This window comes from uncultured Lactobacillus sp., from assembly GCF_947367125.1.
Lineage (GTDB): Bacteria > Bacillota > Bacilli > Lactobacillales > Lactobacillaceae > Lactobacillus.
Genome location: NZ_CANBCQ010000008.1, coordinates 26577 through 41889 on the forward strand (window position 1 = coordinate 26577; position 15313 = coordinate 41889).

The 15313-nt window shown below is 38.3% G+C and carries 15 protein-coding genes; 13 read left to right on the top strand and 2 right to left on the bottom strand.

Annotated elements, in window-relative coordinates:
• Positions 1 to 62 precede the first annotated feature (62 nt).
• The 8 genes from Q0Y84_RS03610 (at position 63) to Q0Y84_RS03645 (ending at position 11303) form a co-directional block, all read left to right on the top strand.
• On the top strand, positions 63 to 1724 hold the full coding sequence (locus tag Q0Y84_RS03610) for an alpha-glucosidase (protein WP_297950945.1): 1662 nt from the start codon (positions 63 to 65) through the stop codon (positions 1722 to 1724).
• A gap of 3 nt (positions 1725 to 1727) precedes the next feature.
• Positions 1728 to 3449 carry a glycoside hydrolase family 13 protein gene (locus tag Q0Y84_RS03615; RefSeq protein ID WP_297950947.1) on the top strand — a complete coding sequence of 574 codons (1722 nt, stop codon included), beginning with the start codon at positions 1728 to 1730 and terminating at the stop codon, positions 3447 to 3449.
• Positions 3450 to 3621: 172 nt separating this feature from the next.
• Entirely contained in the window at positions 3622 to 5886 is a 2265-nt protein-coding gene (locus Q0Y84_RS03620; RefSeq protein ID WP_297950949.1) for a glycoside hydrolase family 65 protein, read from the top strand.
• A complete protein-coding gene (gene pgmB, locus Q0Y84_RS03625; RefSeq protein WP_297950951.1) occupies positions 5879 to 6541 on the top strand; it encodes a beta-phosphoglucomutase in 663 nt (220 codons plus the stop codon). The genes Q0Y84_RS03620 and pgmB overlap by 8 nt, the downstream gene beginning before the upstream one ends.
• A gap of 21 nt (positions 6542 to 6562) precedes the next feature.
• Positions 6563 to 7669, top strand: coding sequence for an ABC transporter ATP-binding protein (locus tag Q0Y84_RS03630; protein WP_297950953.1), 1107 nt, complete (start codon positions 6563 to 6565; stop codon positions 7667 to 7669).
• A gap of 114 nt (positions 7670 to 7783) precedes the next feature.
• Positions 7784 to 9010: an extracellular solute-binding protein gene (locus Q0Y84_RS03635; RefSeq protein WP_297950955.1), complete on the top strand. Its 1227-nt coding sequence runs from the start codon at positions 7784 to 7786 to the stop codon at positions 9008 to 9010.
• Positions 9011 to 9084: 74 nt separating this feature from the next.
• On the top strand, positions 9085 to 10443 hold the full coding sequence (locus tag Q0Y84_RS03640) for a sugar ABC transporter permease (RefSeq protein WP_297950957.1): 1359 nt from the start codon (positions 9085 to 9087) through the stop codon (positions 10441 to 10443).
• A 2-nt stretch (positions 10444 to 10445) separates the two neighbouring features.
• Positions 10446 to 11303, top strand: a complete 858-nt coding sequence (locus tag Q0Y84_RS03645) for a sugar ABC transporter permease (RefSeq protein WP_297950959.1) — start codon at positions 10446 to 10448, stop codon at positions 11301 to 11303.
• 148 nt (positions 11304 to 11451) lie between these two features.
• Here the strand turns inward: Q0Y84_RS03645 and Q0Y84_RS03650 are convergent, their stop codons facing one another.
• Complete coding sequence (locus tag Q0Y84_RS03650; RefSeq protein WP_297950961.1) at positions 11452 to 12291, bottom strand: Rgg/GadR/MutR family transcriptional regulator; 840 nt, start codon at positions 12289 to 12291, stop codon at positions 11452 to 11454.
• 13 nt (positions 12292 to 12304) lie between these two features.
• Here Q0Y84_RS03650 and Q0Y84_RS03655 point away from each other — a divergent pair, with 13 nt between their 5' ends.
• Genes Q0Y84_RS03655 through Q0Y84_RS03670 form a run of 4 tightly spaced genes read left to right on the top strand, consistent with a single transcriptional unit; the run spans position 12305 to position 13724 of the window.
• A complete protein-coding gene (locus Q0Y84_RS03655) occupies positions 12305 to 12445 on the top strand; it encodes a hypothetical protein (protein ID WP_297950964.1) in 141 nt (46 codons plus the stop codon).
• Between the two features lie 37 nt (positions 12446 to 12482).
• Positions 12483 to 12860, top strand: coding sequence for a hypothetical protein (locus tag Q0Y84_RS03660; RefSeq protein ID WP_297950967.1), 378 nt, complete (start codon positions 12483 to 12485; stop codon positions 12858 to 12860).
• Positions 12861 to 12862: 2 nt separating this feature from the next.
• Positions 12863 to 13249, top strand: a complete 387-nt coding sequence (locus Q0Y84_RS03665) for a hypothetical protein (RefSeq protein WP_297950969.1) — start codon at positions 12863 to 12865, stop codon at positions 13247 to 13249.
• Positions 13250 to 13274: 25 nt separating this feature from the next.
• Positions 13275 to 13724 (top strand): hypothetical protein, encoded by a 450-nt coding sequence (locus tag Q0Y84_RS03670; RefSeq protein WP_148238944.1) that lies wholly within the window; start codon positions 13275 to 13277, stop codon positions 13722 to 13724.
• Between the two features lie 182 nt (positions 13725 to 13906).
• Here Q0Y84_RS03670 and Q0Y84_RS03675 read toward each other — a convergent pair whose 3' ends face one another.
• On the bottom strand, positions 13907 to 14263 hold the full coding sequence (locus Q0Y84_RS03675; protein WP_297950973.1) for a hypothetical protein: 357 nt from the start codon (positions 14261 to 14263) through the stop codon (positions 13907 to 13909).
• A 509-nt stretch (positions 14264 to 14772) separates the two neighbouring features.
• Here Q0Y84_RS03675 and Q0Y84_RS03680 point away from each other — a divergent pair.
• A complete protein-coding gene (locus Q0Y84_RS03680) occupies positions 14773 to 15276 on the top strand; it encodes an O-acetyl-ADP-ribose deacetylase (RefSeq protein WP_035443773.1) in 504 nt (167 codons plus the stop codon).
• Positions 15277 to 15313: the final 37 nt, after the last annotated feature.

Below are 15313 nucleotides of genomic sequence, written 5' to 3' on the forward strand. Positions count from 1 at the left end.
ATAGATATGGTGTTGAAAACGGTTTCTTTAATCCGTTACACTATGCGTGGAGGAAATTAATTATGGCACATTGGTATGATCACGCAATTATATATCAAATTTATCCTAAGTCTTTTCAAGATAGCAATGGCGATGGCCTCGGTGACCTTAACGGTATTCGTAAGCGCATCCCTTACTTGAAAAATCTAGGCGTAAACGCCGTTTGGCTGAACCCAGTGTTTGTTTCACCACAGGTGGACAACGGCTACGACGTTTCAAATTACTTCGCCATCGATCCACACATGGGAACAATGGAAGATATGGAGAACTTAATCAAGGATCTGCACAAGGCAGGAATTCACCTCATCATGGATTTTGTCTTGAATCACACATCTGATCAACATCCTTGGTTCCAAGACGCAATCAAGAATCCTGACAGCCTATATCGTGACTACTATATTTTTGCTGGTCATGACGGCAAGTGGCCGAACAATTGGGGGTCATTCTTTGGTGGCAGCGTTTGGGAGCCAGATCCAGCTGGAACCGGTCAATCATACTTTCACTTATTTGATAAGCGAATGCCTGATTTAAACTGGAAGAATCCTGAAGTTCGTCACGCCATGCTTGAGGTAGCTGAATATTGGCTAAAAAAGGGAATTGATGGCCTACGTTTAGATGCCTTTATCCATATTGGTAAGGCAGATTTGCGGCAGAATTATCCGACTAAAGATGGCTCGGTTGATAAGCCAATCGTGGCGGAACCATTTTTCGCTAACTTGCCGCAAGTGCAGGAATGGATGCGACCTTTCTGCGAACAAATTAAGCAGGATTACCCGGATACGCTTTTGCTAGGTGAAGCTGCCAGTGCTAGCGTAAATTTGGCCGTTGATTACACTTCTAAGCGCAATCACCTAATGGATAGCGTAATTACTTTCCGTTACTTTACTGATGATGATTCCAATTGTGATCCGCGTTTTTCAAAGCAGTACCAGCCTAAAGCCCTGGATCTGATAGCCTTTAAGCAGAATCAAGTTGTCTGGCAACAGACTTTGGCTGGCGTATCGCAGCCGACCTTGTATTGGAACAATCATGATATGGCGCGCTTAGCAACGCGGGTGGCTAAGACACCAATTCAAGCCAAGAGCTTAGCCATGTTAATGTATTTGCAACGCGGGATTCCAGTGATCTACTACGGTGAAGAATTAGGGTTAAAGAATTTACGCTTCACCAGCGTTGATCAATTTGAAGATCAGACCGTTGCCCCATGGCTAAAAGATGCTGAAAAGGTTTTAAGCAAAAAAGAAGCTTTAGCAATGGTTAGTGAAACACATAAGTTGCCAGCTCGTGGCCCAATGCCATGGGATGCTTTAGAAAATAATGGCTTTAGCGAAAATACGCCATGGTTAACCGGAATTAAGCAAGATGACGCTTGCGTTGCTAATGAGATTAACGATGCTACTAGTATGTTTACTTTTTATAAAGAAATGCTAGAGCTGAAAAAAGAGCTATTGTTCCAAAACGGCACTTACTACATGATCGCAACAGATAAGAATAGCTACGTTTACCAACGCGATCTAGATGCTGAAAGTGCGATTGTGGCTGTCTCATTGAGTGATAAGAAGACGACCATTCAGCTGCCGGCTGGTTATACGACCGCAGTATTAAAAGCAGGGGAATCACAATTATCTGATGGAAAATTAACTTTGATGCCTTATGCAGGCGTTGTGTTGAAAAAGGAGAATTAAAAAATGCAATTAGCAGCTTTAAGACACCGAACTGAAAGTGAAGATAGTTTTGTAGTTGATCCAAGTCATGTCCGCGTTCGTTTTCACAGTGCTAAGGATGATGTTAAAAAAGTAATCGTCCACTACTGCGATAACTATTTGCCACTTGAACAAGCCAAGACTTGTGAAATGGAAAAAATCGGTGTCGGACAATATGAAGATCATTGGGGCGTGACGCTTGAAGCACCATACCACCGCTTGAAGTATACCTTTGAAGTGATCGGCAATGACGGTAGCAGCGTCGTTGTCGGTGACCGGGCAATTAGCAATGACGTAGCCAGTGCAATCATGGAAGATGGTTTTTACTTTAAGGTACCATATTGCCATGAGATCGATATTGTTAAAACACCAGAATGGGTTAAGCATACTGTTTGGTACCAAATTTTCCCAGAACGTTTTGCTAATGGTGACAAGTCTAATGACCCCCAAGTAGTTAAACCGTGGAATCCGGAAGATCATCCTGGTCGTGAAGACTTCTACGGCGGCGATTTGCAAGGGGTACTTGATCATTTGGACTATTTGAAGAAGCTCGGCGTTAACGGCCTTTACTTCTGCCCAATTTTTAAAGCTGCGTCAAACCATAAGTACGATACGATTGACTACCTGCAAGTTGACCCAGCCTTTGGCGATAAAGATTTATTTGCCAAAGTAGTTAATGAAGCTCACGCTCGTGGAATGAAGGTTATGCTTGATGCGGTCTTTAACCATTTGGGAGACCAATCAATGCAATGGCAAGATGTTGTTAAAAATGGTCCAAGTTCTCGTTTTGCTAATTGGTTCCACATTAATGAATATCCAGTTGAACCATACCGCGATCCGCTAAAGGGTGAGGGCAGCCCTAAGTACGATACTTTTGCCTTTGAAAAACATATGCCGAAGTTGAACACGGCTAACCCAGAAGTACAGGACTTCTTGTTAGAAATTGCCACTTATTGGGTAAAATACTTCGATATTGATGCTTGGCGGTTAGATGTGGCTAACGAAGTTGACCACCACTTCTGGAAGAAATTCCACAAGGCCGTTACTGATATCAAGTCAGACTTCTATATAGTAGGGGAAGTTTGGCACTCAGCTCGGCCATGGCTTAACGGCGATGAATTCACTGGCGTAATGAATTATCCATATACCTTGCAGATTGAAGATCACTTCTTCAAGCATAAGTTATCAGCTCCAGAATTAACTAGTCGTTTGACTGACCAGTTGATGAAGTACAGGGATGCCACTAATGCAGCGATGATGAACATGCTTGATTCACATGATACTGCTCGAATTCTAACGGTAGCTGATGGTGATCAAGACTTGGCTTTGCAGACTTTAGCCTTTGAATTTATGCAAAAAGGTAGTCCATGTATTTATTACGGAACTGAAATGGGCATGACTGGTGGCAATGATCCAGATTGTCGTAAGCCGATGGATTGGTCTAAAGAAGATGGCCCGGTTTGGCAACGAGTTCATCAGTTGATTGAATTCCGTTTGCAACATGATGAAACTTTCGGTAAAGGTCGAATTAAGTTATACGTAACAGAGAATGGTTTAATTGAAGTCGATCGTGAAGGTAATGAAAGCATTAAAGCATACTTTAACACGACTGATCATCCAGTAGAGATCAAATGCGAGGACACGTTTAGTCAAGATTATGAGAATAATCAATTGGCACCAAAAGGCTTTGTAGTGAGTGTTCATTGAAAGTTACTTTTGATAAGCAAAAAAGGGAAGGTAGATTAAGATCTATCTTCTTTTTCTATTAACTAATCCTGATAACGGTAACAGTAGATTTAATATTGTAAACCGCTTTCAACTAAAGGATAATGAAAGCGTAAACAAGAAAGCACCTCAAATATTACGGGAGATAGAATATATGAAACGAATTTTTGAAATTGATCCTTGGAAGGTCGTTACCCATAATTTCGAACCAAAAGATAAGAGATTGCAAGAAAGTATGACTGCAATCGGCAACGATTACATGGGTATGAGAGGAAACTTTGAAGAAGGCTATTCAGGCGACAGCCTACAAGGTACTTACCTTGCTGGTGTTTGGTTCCCTGATAAGACTCGTGTTGGTTGGTGGAAGAACGGATATCCAAAGTACTTTGGTAAGGTTCCTAACTCACCAAGTTTCATCAACATGGGAATTACAGTCAATGGTGAAAAGCTTGACTTAGCTAAAGTTAAGTTTAGTGATTTCTACTTAGCACTTGATATGCACCAAGGCCTTTTAACTAGAAGTTTCACTTACGAAGGTAAGGACACTAAGGTTAAGTTCGAATTTGAAAGATTTTTACATATTACCTTAAAAGAAGCTGCTTTGATTAAAGTTAAGGCTACCGTTTTAAGTGGTAAGGCTAAGATCGACTTTGATGCAGCTCTTGATGGAACTGTTGTTAACGAAGACAGTAACTACGATGCAAAATTCTGGATGCCTTTAGGTGAAAACGCTGAAGCAAGAACCATTAAGGTTGAAACTAAGGCTAACCCATACAAGGTTCCACAATTTACAGTCCTCCTTAAGCAAAGTCTTCGTCATAACGGTGAAGTCGTTAAGGGCGATGTTTCAACCGAAGCAGCACAACTTCATGAAAAGCTTTCAGTTGAATTAAATGAAGGCGAAAGCTACGATCTTGAAAAAGATGTCATCGTTGTTACTAGTCGTGACGTTAAGCCAGATGACCAAGATGCTAAGGCAGCTGAATTGATGACTAAACTTCAAGCTAAGAGTTTTGAAGAAAACTTAGCAGATCATGAAGCTGTATGGCAAAAGCGTTGGGACAAGTCAGATGTTGTCATTGCTGGTGATGATGCCGCTCAACAAGGTATTCGCTTTAACATTTGTCAATTATTCATGACTTACTACGGTGAAGATGAACGTCTTAACGTTGGTCCTAAAGGCTTTACCGGTGAAAAATACGGTGGTGCTACTTACTGGGATACCGAAGCTTACATTGTTCCAATGTACTTATGTGTTACTGATCCTAGTGTTACTCGGGCACTCTTACAATACCGTCATGATCAATTGCCAGGTGCATACCATAACGCTAAAGAACAAGGTTTGCCAGGTGCATTGTTCCCAATGGTTACCTTCAACGGAATTGAATGCCACAACGAATGGGAAATCACTTTTGAAGAAATTCACCGTAACGCTGATATCCCATTTGCGATTAAGCAATACACTTCATACACTGGCGATGATTCATACGTTAAGGATGAAGGAATGGATGTCTTGGTTGGGACAGCAAGATTCTGGGCAGCTAGAGTTCACTGGTCCAAGTGGCGTAACAAGTACGTTATGCATGGTGTAACCGGTCCGAACGAATACGAAAACAACGTTAACAACAACTGGTTCACTAGCACCATGGCAAGATGGTTACTCAAGTACACTTTGGAACGTTTGCCATTAGCAACTAAGGAAGCTCAAGCAAGAGTTAATGTTACTGATGAAGAAAAGAAGAAGTGGCAAGACATCGTTGACAAGATTTACTTACCAGAAGATAAGGAACGTGGCATCTTTTTACAACAAGATGACTACCTTGATAAGAACCTTCGTCCAGTAAGCGAAATTGAAGATCAACGTCCAATCAATCAACACTGGTCATGGGATAAGATCCTTCGTTCACCATTCATTAAGCAAGCCGATGTTTTACAAGGAATCTACTTCTTGAATGATCAATACACTAAGGAACAAAAGGAAAGAAACTACGACTTCTACGAACCAATGACTGTTCATGAAAGTTCGCTTTCTCCATGTATCCACTCTATCTTAGCTGCTGAACTTGGCAAGCAAAAGAAGGCCGTTGAATTATATGAAAGAACTGCTCGGCTTGACCTTGATAACTACAACAACGATACGGTTGATGGGTTGCACATCACTTCAATGAGTGGTTCATGGCTCGCAATTGTTCAAGGCTTTGCAGGAATGCGTTATGACCATGATCAATTGAAGTTCAACCCATTCGTACCAGACAAGTGGGATCACTACGGTTTCAAGATTAACTACCGTAGTCGTTTGATCGAAGTTTATGTTGACCATAACGAAACTAAACTTACCTTGCTTAAAGGTGACGACTTAGATGTAGTAGTTAAGGGTCAAAAGCTTACTCTTAAAGAAGGTGAAACGCAAAATGCTTAAAGGATTATTGTTTGATTTAGATGGTGTTTTAACTAATTCAGCTAAGTTTCACCTGACTGCTTGGAATAATTTGGCTAAAGAGTTAGGAATTACACTTACTGATGCTCAACTTGACAGCTTACGCGGTATTTCAAGAATGGATTCACTTAATTTGATCTTGCAATACGGCGGTCAAGAAGATAAGTACACTGAAGCAGAAAAAGAAAAATTTGCGGCAGAAAAGAATGCGAAGTTCGTTGAACAAGTTGAAACCATGACACCAAAGGATATCTTGCCAGGTATCCCAAAGTTATTGGCAGATGCCAAGAAGCAAAACTTAAAGATGGTTATTGCTTCTGCTTCCAAGAATGCACCTAAGATTTTAACCAGATTAGGCATTATGGATGAATTCGATGGCATTGTTGATCCAGCAACTCTTTCAAAGGGCAAGCCAGATCCTGAAATTTACATCAAAGCGCAAGAAATTGCGGGCTTAAAGGCTGACGAAGTAATTAGTTTTGAAGATGCCAAGGCTGGTGTTGAGGCAATCAAGGCCGCAGGTCAATTTGCTGTAGGAATCGGTGACAAGGAGCTTTTGAAAGAAGCTGATTACATCGTTCCAACTACTGCTGAGTTGAAACTGAGTGAAATTGAAAAAGTTTTTAATGAAAAATAATTAAAGAGAGTAGGGGAAACAATGGTTGAGGTTGATTTAAACCATATTTACAAAAAATATGCAGGTAACGACAGATATTCTGTTAACGACTTTGACTTACATATCAAGGATAAGGAATTCATCGTTTTCGTCGGTCCATCTGGCTGTGGTAAGTCAACTACTTTGAGAATGGTTGCTGGTTTGGAAGATATCAGTAAGGGTACCTTGGAAATCGATCATAAAGTAATGAACGATGTTGCTCCAAAGGACAGACACATTGCTATGGTTTTCCAGAACTACGCCTTGTATCCACACATGACTATTTACGACAACATGGCCTTTGGTCTGAAGTTGCGTCACACACCTAAAAATGAAATTGATCAAAAGGTGAAGAAAGCAGCTAAGATGTTAGGTCTGGAAGAATACTTGGACAAGAGGCCAGGTGCTTTGTCCGGTGGTCAAAGACAGCGTGTTGCATTAGGACGGGCAATCGTTCGTGCCGCACCTATCTTCTTAATGGACGAACCTCTATCAAACTTGGATGCTAAGTTGCGTGTGATAATGCGTACCGAAATCGCTAAGTTGCACCAAGACTTGGGTACCACAACTATTTATGTTACCCACGACCAGACTGAAGCCATGACTTTGGCCGACAGAGTTGTTGTTATGTCTGTTGGTAAGGTTGAACAAATCGGCTCACCACTTGAGGTTTACAACAAGCCAGTTAACATGTTCGTTGCCGGATTCATTGGTTCTCCACAAATGAACTTCTTCAATGTTCACTACAAGGACGGTCGAATTTCCGATGGTAAAGGTTTAAATATCGGTATCCCTGAAGGTAAGGCAAAGTTGCTTAAAGAAAAGGGCTACAACGATAAAGACCTTGTCTTCGGGATTCGTCCGGAAGACATTCACTCAGAAGAAGCATTCATGGAAACTTGGCCAGATTCAGTAATTGAATCCAAGGTTGTTGTTTCAGAGCTTCTGGGTGCAACTATTCAACTTCACCAAGAAGTTGATGGTACTGAATTTACTGCCATTGTAAATTCACGTGATTACCATAAGCCAGGTGACAAGGTTAAGATGGGCTTTGATGTTAACAAGGCTCACTTCTTTGACAAGGATTCCACCAAGGCAATTGTTAACTAATCTAGTACTGAAAACGCAGTACAGATAATTATTAATTAAGCTTACAACCTGATGTAGCAAAGGCTACTGTTGTTAAGAATTGTTTATTGTTTTGATTTTTAGGAGGAAAAAGTCATGAAAATTTGGAAGAAAATGGCTTTAGGTAGTACTGCTGTTCTTGCTGCATTATCATTAGCAGCATGTTCAAACGGCTCAAGTAATTCATCATCAAGCAGCAGTAATTCAAACAAGAAGGCTAACTTGACTCTTTGGGTGGATACTGAACAAGTTCCTTACTACGAGCAAATTGCTAAGGACTTTACTAAGAAGAACAAGAACATCAAGGTTCGTGTTGTTCAAAGTCCTAACGGCTCAGCTAATGCCAAGACTGACGTTGGTAAGGACCCATCAAAGGCTGCCGATGTCTTTGAAGTTCCTAACGACCAATTAGGTCAAATGGCTGAAGCTGGTTACATTAATCCACTTTCACCATCAGCAACTAAGGACATCCAAAACAACTACATCGATGTTGCTTCAAAGGGTGTAACTTGGAAGGGCAAGGTTTACGCATTCCCATACGCACAACAAGCTCAAACCATTTACTACAACAAGTCTAAGTTATCAGCTAATGACGTTAAGGACTGGAAGACTTTGACCTCAAAGGGTGTAGTTGCTACCGACTTTACTAACGCTTACGTAATGTGGCCAGTAATGTTCTCAGCAGGTACAACATTGTACGGCAAGAACGGTGAAGACCTTAAGGGTTCAACATTTAACTCACAAAATGGTATTAACGCTTTGAAGTGGTACGCAGCTCAAAAGAAGAACAAGGGCGTAATGCAAACTTCAAACGCTTTGAACCAATTGAAGAAGGGCAACGCTCAAGCTATTTTGGACGGTCCTTGGAACGCTGCTAACATTAAGAAGATCTTGGGCAAGAACTTTGCAGTTGCTAAGTATCCTAAGATTGATGTTGGTGGTAAGAATGTACAAATGGAAGCATTCCTTGGTATTGAAGGCTTCGCAGTTAACGCCAACACCAAGAACGCTAAGGCTGCTTCAGATTTAGCTGCTTACATCACTAACAAGAAGGCTCAATTAATTGCTCATAAAGAAGCTGGTCAAATCCCAGTACTTAAGACTGCTGTTAACTCAAGTGCAGTTAAGAGCGACCCAGTTGCTGAAGCTGTAATTGAAATGGCTAAGCCAGGTAACTCAGTATTGCAACCTAAGCTTCCACAAATGGCTGCATTCTGGAACGGTTCAGCTCCACTTATCAGTGGTACTTACGACGGTAAGATTAAGCCATCACAATACAAGGCACAACTTGCTAAGCTCGCTAAAAACATTGAAAAGAAATAATTTGCTAAAAGCATAAGCAAGGGTTGGGCTAAATAAAAATTGTCCAACCTTTTTGCCTAAGAAGGGGAGAAGTTATGTTTCTAAAGAAAAAGCATGTAGCTCCTAAAGCAACATATCGCGAGGTTTGGTCAAAAGGCGACATTGCTACCAAGTTATCATTCTTCTTAATGGGTAGTAACGCCTTGGCTAACAAACAATGGATTAAGGGTCTTGCACTCTTACTTTCAGAAATTATCTTTATTATTTGGTTCTGCCTCAGTGGTATTCCTACTTTAAATTCATTAGCTACATTAGGTACTATTAAAACCAAAAAAGTTGTTTATGATGCCGCACAAGGCGTTTATGTAACCCAACAACCATCAAACTCAGTTTTGATTCTGTTATTCGGTGTGTTGGCTTTGATCTTATGTGTAGCAATCATTTACCTATACATTGTCAACTTACGCTCAACTAGACATAATTATGTTTTGAAGCGTGATGGAGACCATATTCCAACTAACGTTGAAGAACTTAAGAGTTTGCTTGATACTCGGTTACACGCAACCTTGATGGTTATTCCATTATTAGGTATCTTGTTCTTTACGATTTTGCCAACGATCTTCATGATCTCAATGGCCTTTACCAACTATGATCGTCAACACCCAATTGCCTTCTCATGGACAGGTTTCCAAGCATTTGGAAATGTTTTGAGTGGTGATTTAGCTGGTACTTTCTTCCCGGTCTTAGGCTGGACTTTGATCTGGGCTGTGGCAGCTACTGCTACGACTTTCTTCTTTGGCGTTTTGCTTGCTCTTTTGATTGAATCAAAGGGAATCAAGCACAAGGGCTTCTGGAGAACAATCTTTGTTATCATTTGGGCTGTACCACAATTCGTTTCACTTTTGATGATGGCGCAGTTCTTGGACTACCAAGGTGCTTTGAACAACATCTTGATGAACTTGCATTGGATTAGTTCACCAATTCACTTTATTGATAACCAAGCCTCACCTTTAGTTGCGAGAATTACTGTTATCCTTGTTAACATGTGGATCGGTATTCCAGTTTCTATGTTGGTTTCAACGGCGATTATTCAAAACTTGCCACAAGATCAAATTGAAGCTGCTAAGATTGACGGTGCCAATGCCGCACAAATTTTCCGTTCAATCACTTTTCCACAAATTCTATTTGTAATGGCACCTTCACTTATCCAACAATTTATTGGTAACATCAACAACTTCAACGTTATCTTCTTGTTGACGGGTGGTGCACCTATGAACAGTAAGTATAACGGCGCCGGATCGACCGACTTGTTGGTAACGTGGTTATATAACTTGACCTTCGGTCAAGAACAGCGTTATAACGCCAGTGCCGTATTGGGTATCTTGATCTTTATTATTAGTGCAACCGTTTCGTTGATTGCATACCGTCGTACTAATGCATTTAAGGAGGGCTAGACATGAAATCATATTCAAATCAAAGACGGCTCTCATTAATCTTTCGGTATATTTTGTTAGCTATTTTAGCAATTCTCTGGATTTTACCGATTGTCTGGATCGTCTTAGCAAGTTTTTCATTCAATGATACTGGATTCGTTTCGACCTTCTGGCCGGAAAAATTCACGTTGCAGAACTATATTGGGATTTTTACTAACCCACAATATCCATTTGGTAACTGGATCATTAATACTTTGATTGTTTCAATTGCTTCAATGATTGTTTCAACTTTCTTAACTATTTCAGTTGCTTATGTTCTGTCACGACTTCGCTTTAAGTTTAGAAAGCCATTCTTGCAAATCGCATTAGTATTAGGGATGTTCCCAGGCTTCATGTCAATGATCGCTTTGTACTACATCTTGAAGGGTCTTAACATGTTAAACCTCTTCGGTTTGTTCCTAGTTTATGTAGGTGGTGCCGGTTTGGGCTTCTACGTTGCCAAAGGATTCTTTGATACTATTCCTAGATCAATTGACGAAGCTGCCGAAATCGACGGTGCTACTAAGTGGCAAGTATTCCTTCACATTGGTTTGCCACTTTCAAAGCCAATGATCGTTTACACTGCCTTGACTGCTTTCATCGCACCTTGGACAGACTTCATTTTCTCAGGCATTATTCTTTCAACCTCAGGAAATGCTAAGACTTACACGGTTGCATATGGACTTTACAATATGGTCCACACAGCTAAGGGTAATGCGACCGCATACTTTGCTCAATTCGTTGCAGGGTGTGTAATCATCGCTATCCCAATTACTATCTTGTTTGTCTTCATGCAGAAGTTCTACGTTAACGGAATTACTGCAGGTGCAGACAAGGGTTAATCCAAATATTGCTTATGCTAAAAAACGCTTTGCTTTCGGGCAAGGCGTTTTTGTATGGAGTTTAAATTCGTTTTGCAAATCTGCAAAAGTATTGAAGCTGAAATAGATATGAGAGTATTATAAAAACATAAAAATAAGAAGGAGATGATTACAAGTCTTTAATACGAGTAAAAAGTGTAGAAAAGTTGTGAGCAATCTGAGGTAGGCCAAGAGTCTTAAGTGAAGAAATAATGTTTAAGATTTCAGTTTCGTTATCTTTATTTAATCGATAATGAAGTAATTTATCTAAAAAGTTTCTTCTAATTTTCATATAGCTGCATTGAATAGGAATTGGTAATTTATTGATTTTTTCTAACAGCTTTTGGGCTAGGCTAGGATTGCTAATAATCAAACTAGTTAGTGAATTTAATATTGAACCAATAGAATCAATAAAAATATCCCAGCTAGAAAAATCTTGTAAATATAGCTGGCTTAAGATTTTATTGCATATTTGATATTGAACTTCTGGCTTAATCAGAAAAACGGTATTTGCAAAAACTGTTATGTAAAATTCTGACCAATATTCAACATGAGAGAATAGATAATTTAATCGATTTATATCTTCTTGCGAGAAAATATTTTTTTGAGTCAGGTCAAAATAATAATTATTAGCAATTGCTGTTAAAAATAGATCGTATCTATCTCTGGAACTATAGTATTTATCTAATTGTTGTTGAGCAAGAGCATGCAACTGATTAATATCATCTGAATTATATGCTTTTGCAGCTTTAATTGAGAAAGTATCGGATGGATTAATTTCACAATATCTAGCAAATTCTCTTAATGTTAAATGGATATCTGCGAGTAAGTGGTTTAGTTGAGAAAAATTGATGTCTAATTTATCATTTTCCCAGCGTGATAAAGTTGAAATTGAAACAACATCTTTTGCTGCTTGTTCTAATGATATATTCTGCTTAATTCTGATTTCTTTAAATTTTTTACCGTACATAAAGATTACCTCAATGATGAAAAGAAAAAGAAACAAACTTACGCTTACAATTATAACGGCTTTTGTCATTTTAGGCAGTATAGATACTTTTGAAATACCTAAATTAAATGTCAAGCCAGGTGTTGAAAGGATGGAAGAAAAAGAGAATAGATAATTAGTATAAGTCATTTGATAATTACGGAGGTATAAAAATGAAATCAATTTCAAGAAAGCTAGTTTCATTGTCATTAGTAGGATTAGTTGGTACAACTTTACTTACATTTTCAAGCAAAGTTGATGCATCAACTGAAACACAATCAACTGTAAGTTCAGAATTAAGAGCAGATTACTATAAGCCTAAGAGAATTTGGATCACTTTAGGTTCAAGTTACGATTATGGTCCCACTCATTACTTTGAATACAACGGATATAGAGGATATCTTTCAAAAGTTATGCGTGAAAAAGTAGGAAAAAGTGCTACTACTCTGTATAGAGGGTATCTATACAGTTATGATGTTAAGAACATTCCTGCACCAGCTTCGGCTCGCAAAAAAGTATTATTAAAATTAGAACAAAACGAGGAGAAATAAAAATGAAAAAAGTATTATTGACAACTGCTACACTTTTAGGTGTAACTGCAGCTACAGTCTTGGCTACAAATAATCAACGTGTTCAAGCATCAGAAACTACGGTTCAAGAAACTAAGGGAGTCAAAGTCTATGGACCGATCAAAAATGCTCCACTTCACAAGTATGTATCTAATGTTTATAGATATAGTAGTTGGGGTAAAGGGGATGATATGAATTTACTTAATACAACCCCGTCTAAGGTTTATTATAATGATGGTGCCTACAGTGGCTATTTGTATAGAAACAGTACCTGGATGGATCACAATTTTAAAACAAATAGAAACCGATGGGTTAGCATGTATTCAGGAAATGTAAGACTTATTTCGAGAGGCTTAGTGCCAAATAATTAATGCTGAATTTAAGAGGAAACGTATTATGAAAAAAAAAATGACGTTATCCGTAATTGCAGTAGTTACAGTACTTGTAGCAGTTATTGGTGGAATGTTTTTCTACAATAATCAAACAACGGTACCTAAAAACTGGGTTAATCGAACATTAACAGTAGACAACACAGAAAATCGCTTGAGTAATTGGTTTGATTTATATTTTACAAAGAATCATGCTATTTTAGTTGCTAAAAATAGTAGCAACTCTGAGCAAAAGAAGACTAAACTTAATAAAGAAATTTTACAAGCATATTCTACTAAGAAAAATAATCCACCCCAAACAGGTGTTAAGGCTGATTTGGGCCGAGTTGATACAACTGAATTAAAAAACGGTTACACAATTAGGACGAAAAAAGTTGTCTTTATATTTACAAAGATGAGTGATGGCTCATACCGTAGCCAAGATGGAACAGTATGGCAATTCTCACCCAAAGAATAGTTGATTAATAGAAAATAAGACCGGCTTAGTGCTAGTCTTATTTTTTATTGAATGATTGAAAATACCTGATGTAGTTTTAAAGTAATAAGAATTCAATAATTTATAGCAGTATGACGTAAAGTAATCAAAATATTGCTAATTAATTTTATTGTTTTCAGATATTTCATTTTGTGTCCTATGATTTAAACTAATTTCTTTGAAATTTTAATAGTCAGCAAGCTTAGAATAATATTGCCAATAGCAAAATAATTGCTAATGCGCTCATTTAATGTCAGTCCAGGGTAGGCTAGTTCTATTATTGAAATAAGAGTGATGAAGCCTAGTAGATAATATTGTGTCTTTAGCCTGAAATTGATTTTAGCAATTCTGATAGCAACGGCAATGAATAAACAAACTAAAATGATATTTGCAATTAAAAAGAAAGTACTTGTGAAATCATTTGATTTAGTAAAACCGAAGATAAATGTCGGGCCGACTGAAAGCAAATAGATAATAATTAATGCGTTATTGATGATTTTTAGTTCTTTCTTAGAAAACATAGTGACTTATTTCTTAATCCTTTTAGCAATAAAAATTGTTAGTAAGCATATACTCAGATAAGCTATAAAAAAAGTATAAATAATGCTAATCATTGGGAATCTGATCCAAGCAATGATAGTTGTGAGCAGCAGAATTATACTCAGACTAAACGATAGGTAATCGAATCTGTTAGACAACAACAGAATGCCCAGAATTACGATTCCAATTAAATATAAAAATATGATGAGATCATCTAAAACTATTTTACTAGCTTGAACACTAGGAATGAGAATGCTTAAAGCAAAAGAAAATAAGATGATCGAAATGATGCATAAACTGCGTCGTAAAATTTTCATTTCGTTGCTCCTATAACGCTAAACTTAATATTAGGATACTAAAGATAGAAATCAATTCAAGTTCGTAATATAAAAATAATGGGATGCTTTGTATTCTTTTTTGGATCAAACCAATATTATTGGTGTTAGAATGGTGGTGGAAAGAAATGTTGGTTATTTCTAAGGACATAATTATGAAAGACATAAAAATTATTAAAGGCGATATTACTAAGATGAAAGCCGACGCGATCGTTAATGCGGCTAATAATTCATTACTTGGTGGTGGCGGCGTTGATGGTGCCATTCATAGAGCAGCTGGTCCACGGTTACTTGAGGAATGCATGACTTTGCATGGTTGTCCAACAGGTGAAGCAAGGATAACACATGGCTATAATTTACCTGCGAAATATGTAATTCATACAGTAGGCCCAGTTTATGCTGGCAAGACTAGTGATGCACATATGCTAGCTTCTTGCTACTATAATTCACTGGCTTTGGCAAAGAAAGCGGGATTGCATAGCGTAATTTTTTCAGCTATTTCTACGGGTGTGTATGGCTATCCTGCAGAAGATGCAACTAAGATCGCAGTTGACGCGATTGAAAAGTGGCAGAAAGAAAATTCAGGTTATAAGTTGGACATTTCAATGTGCGCTTATGATAATCGGATGTATCGCATTTATGAAAAGATGGTAGCGTAAAAAATTGAAAATAATAAAGAGCTGTAAATATTTTTTG

Excerpts from the sequence above, each read along its gene's own strand:
- Q0Y84_RS03610 (WP_297950945.1), top strand. The coding sequence starts at position 63 with ATGGCACATTGGTATGATCACGCAATTATATATCAAATTTATCCTAAG.
- Q0Y84_RS03615 (WP_297950947.1), top strand. The coding sequence starts at position 1,728 with ATGCAATTAGCAGCTTTAAGACACCGAACTGAAAGTGAAGATAGTTTT.
- Q0Y84_RS03620 (WP_297950949.1), top strand. The coding sequence starts at position 3,622 with ATGAAACGAATTTTTGAAATTGATCCTTGGAAGGTCGTTACCCATAAT.
- pgmB (WP_297950951.1), top strand. The coding sequence starts at position 5,879 with ATGCTTAAAGGATTATTGTTTGATTTAGATGGTGTTTTAACTAATTCA.
- Q0Y84_RS03630 (WP_297950953.1), top strand. The coding sequence starts at position 6,563 with ATGGTTGAGGTTGATTTAAACCATATTTACAAAAAATATGCAGGTAAC.
- Q0Y84_RS03635 (WP_297950955.1), top strand. The coding sequence starts at position 7,784 with ATGAAAATTTGGAAGAAAATGGCTTTAGGTAGTACTGCTGTTCTTGCT.
- Q0Y84_RS03640 (WP_297950957.1), top strand. The coding sequence starts at position 9,085 with ATGTTTCTAAAGAAAAAGCATGTAGCTCCTAAAGCAACATATCGCGAG.
- Q0Y84_RS03645 (WP_297950959.1), top strand. The coding sequence starts at position 10,446 with ATGAAATCATATTCAAATCAAAGACGGCTCTCATTAATCTTTCGGTAT.
- Q0Y84_RS03650 (WP_297950961.1), bottom strand. The coding sequence starts at position 12,291 with ATGTACGGTAAAAAATTTAAAGAAATCAGAATTAAGCAGAATATATCA.
- Q0Y84_RS03655 (WP_297950964.1), top strand. The coding sequence starts at position 12,305 with ATGATGAAAAGAAAAAGAAACAAACTTACGCTTACAATTATAACGGCT.
- Q0Y84_RS03660 (WP_297950967.1), top strand. The coding sequence starts at position 12,483 with ATGAAATCAATTTCAAGAAAGCTAGTTTCATTGTCATTAGTAGGATTA.
- Q0Y84_RS03665 (WP_297950969.1), top strand. The coding sequence starts at position 12,863 with ATGAAAAAAGTATTATTGACAACTGCTACACTTTTAGGTGTAACTGCA.
- Q0Y84_RS03670 (WP_148238944.1), top strand. The coding sequence starts at position 13,275 with ATGAAAAAAAAAATGACGTTATCCGTAATTGCAGTAGTTACAGTACTT.
- Q0Y84_RS03675 (WP_297950973.1), bottom strand. The coding sequence starts at position 14,263 with ATGTTTTCTAAGAAAGAACTAAAAATCATCAATAACGCATTAATTATT.
- Q0Y84_RS03680 (WP_035443773.1), top strand. The coding sequence starts at position 14,773 with ATGAAAGACATAAAAATTATTAAAGGCGATATTACTAAGATGAAAGCC.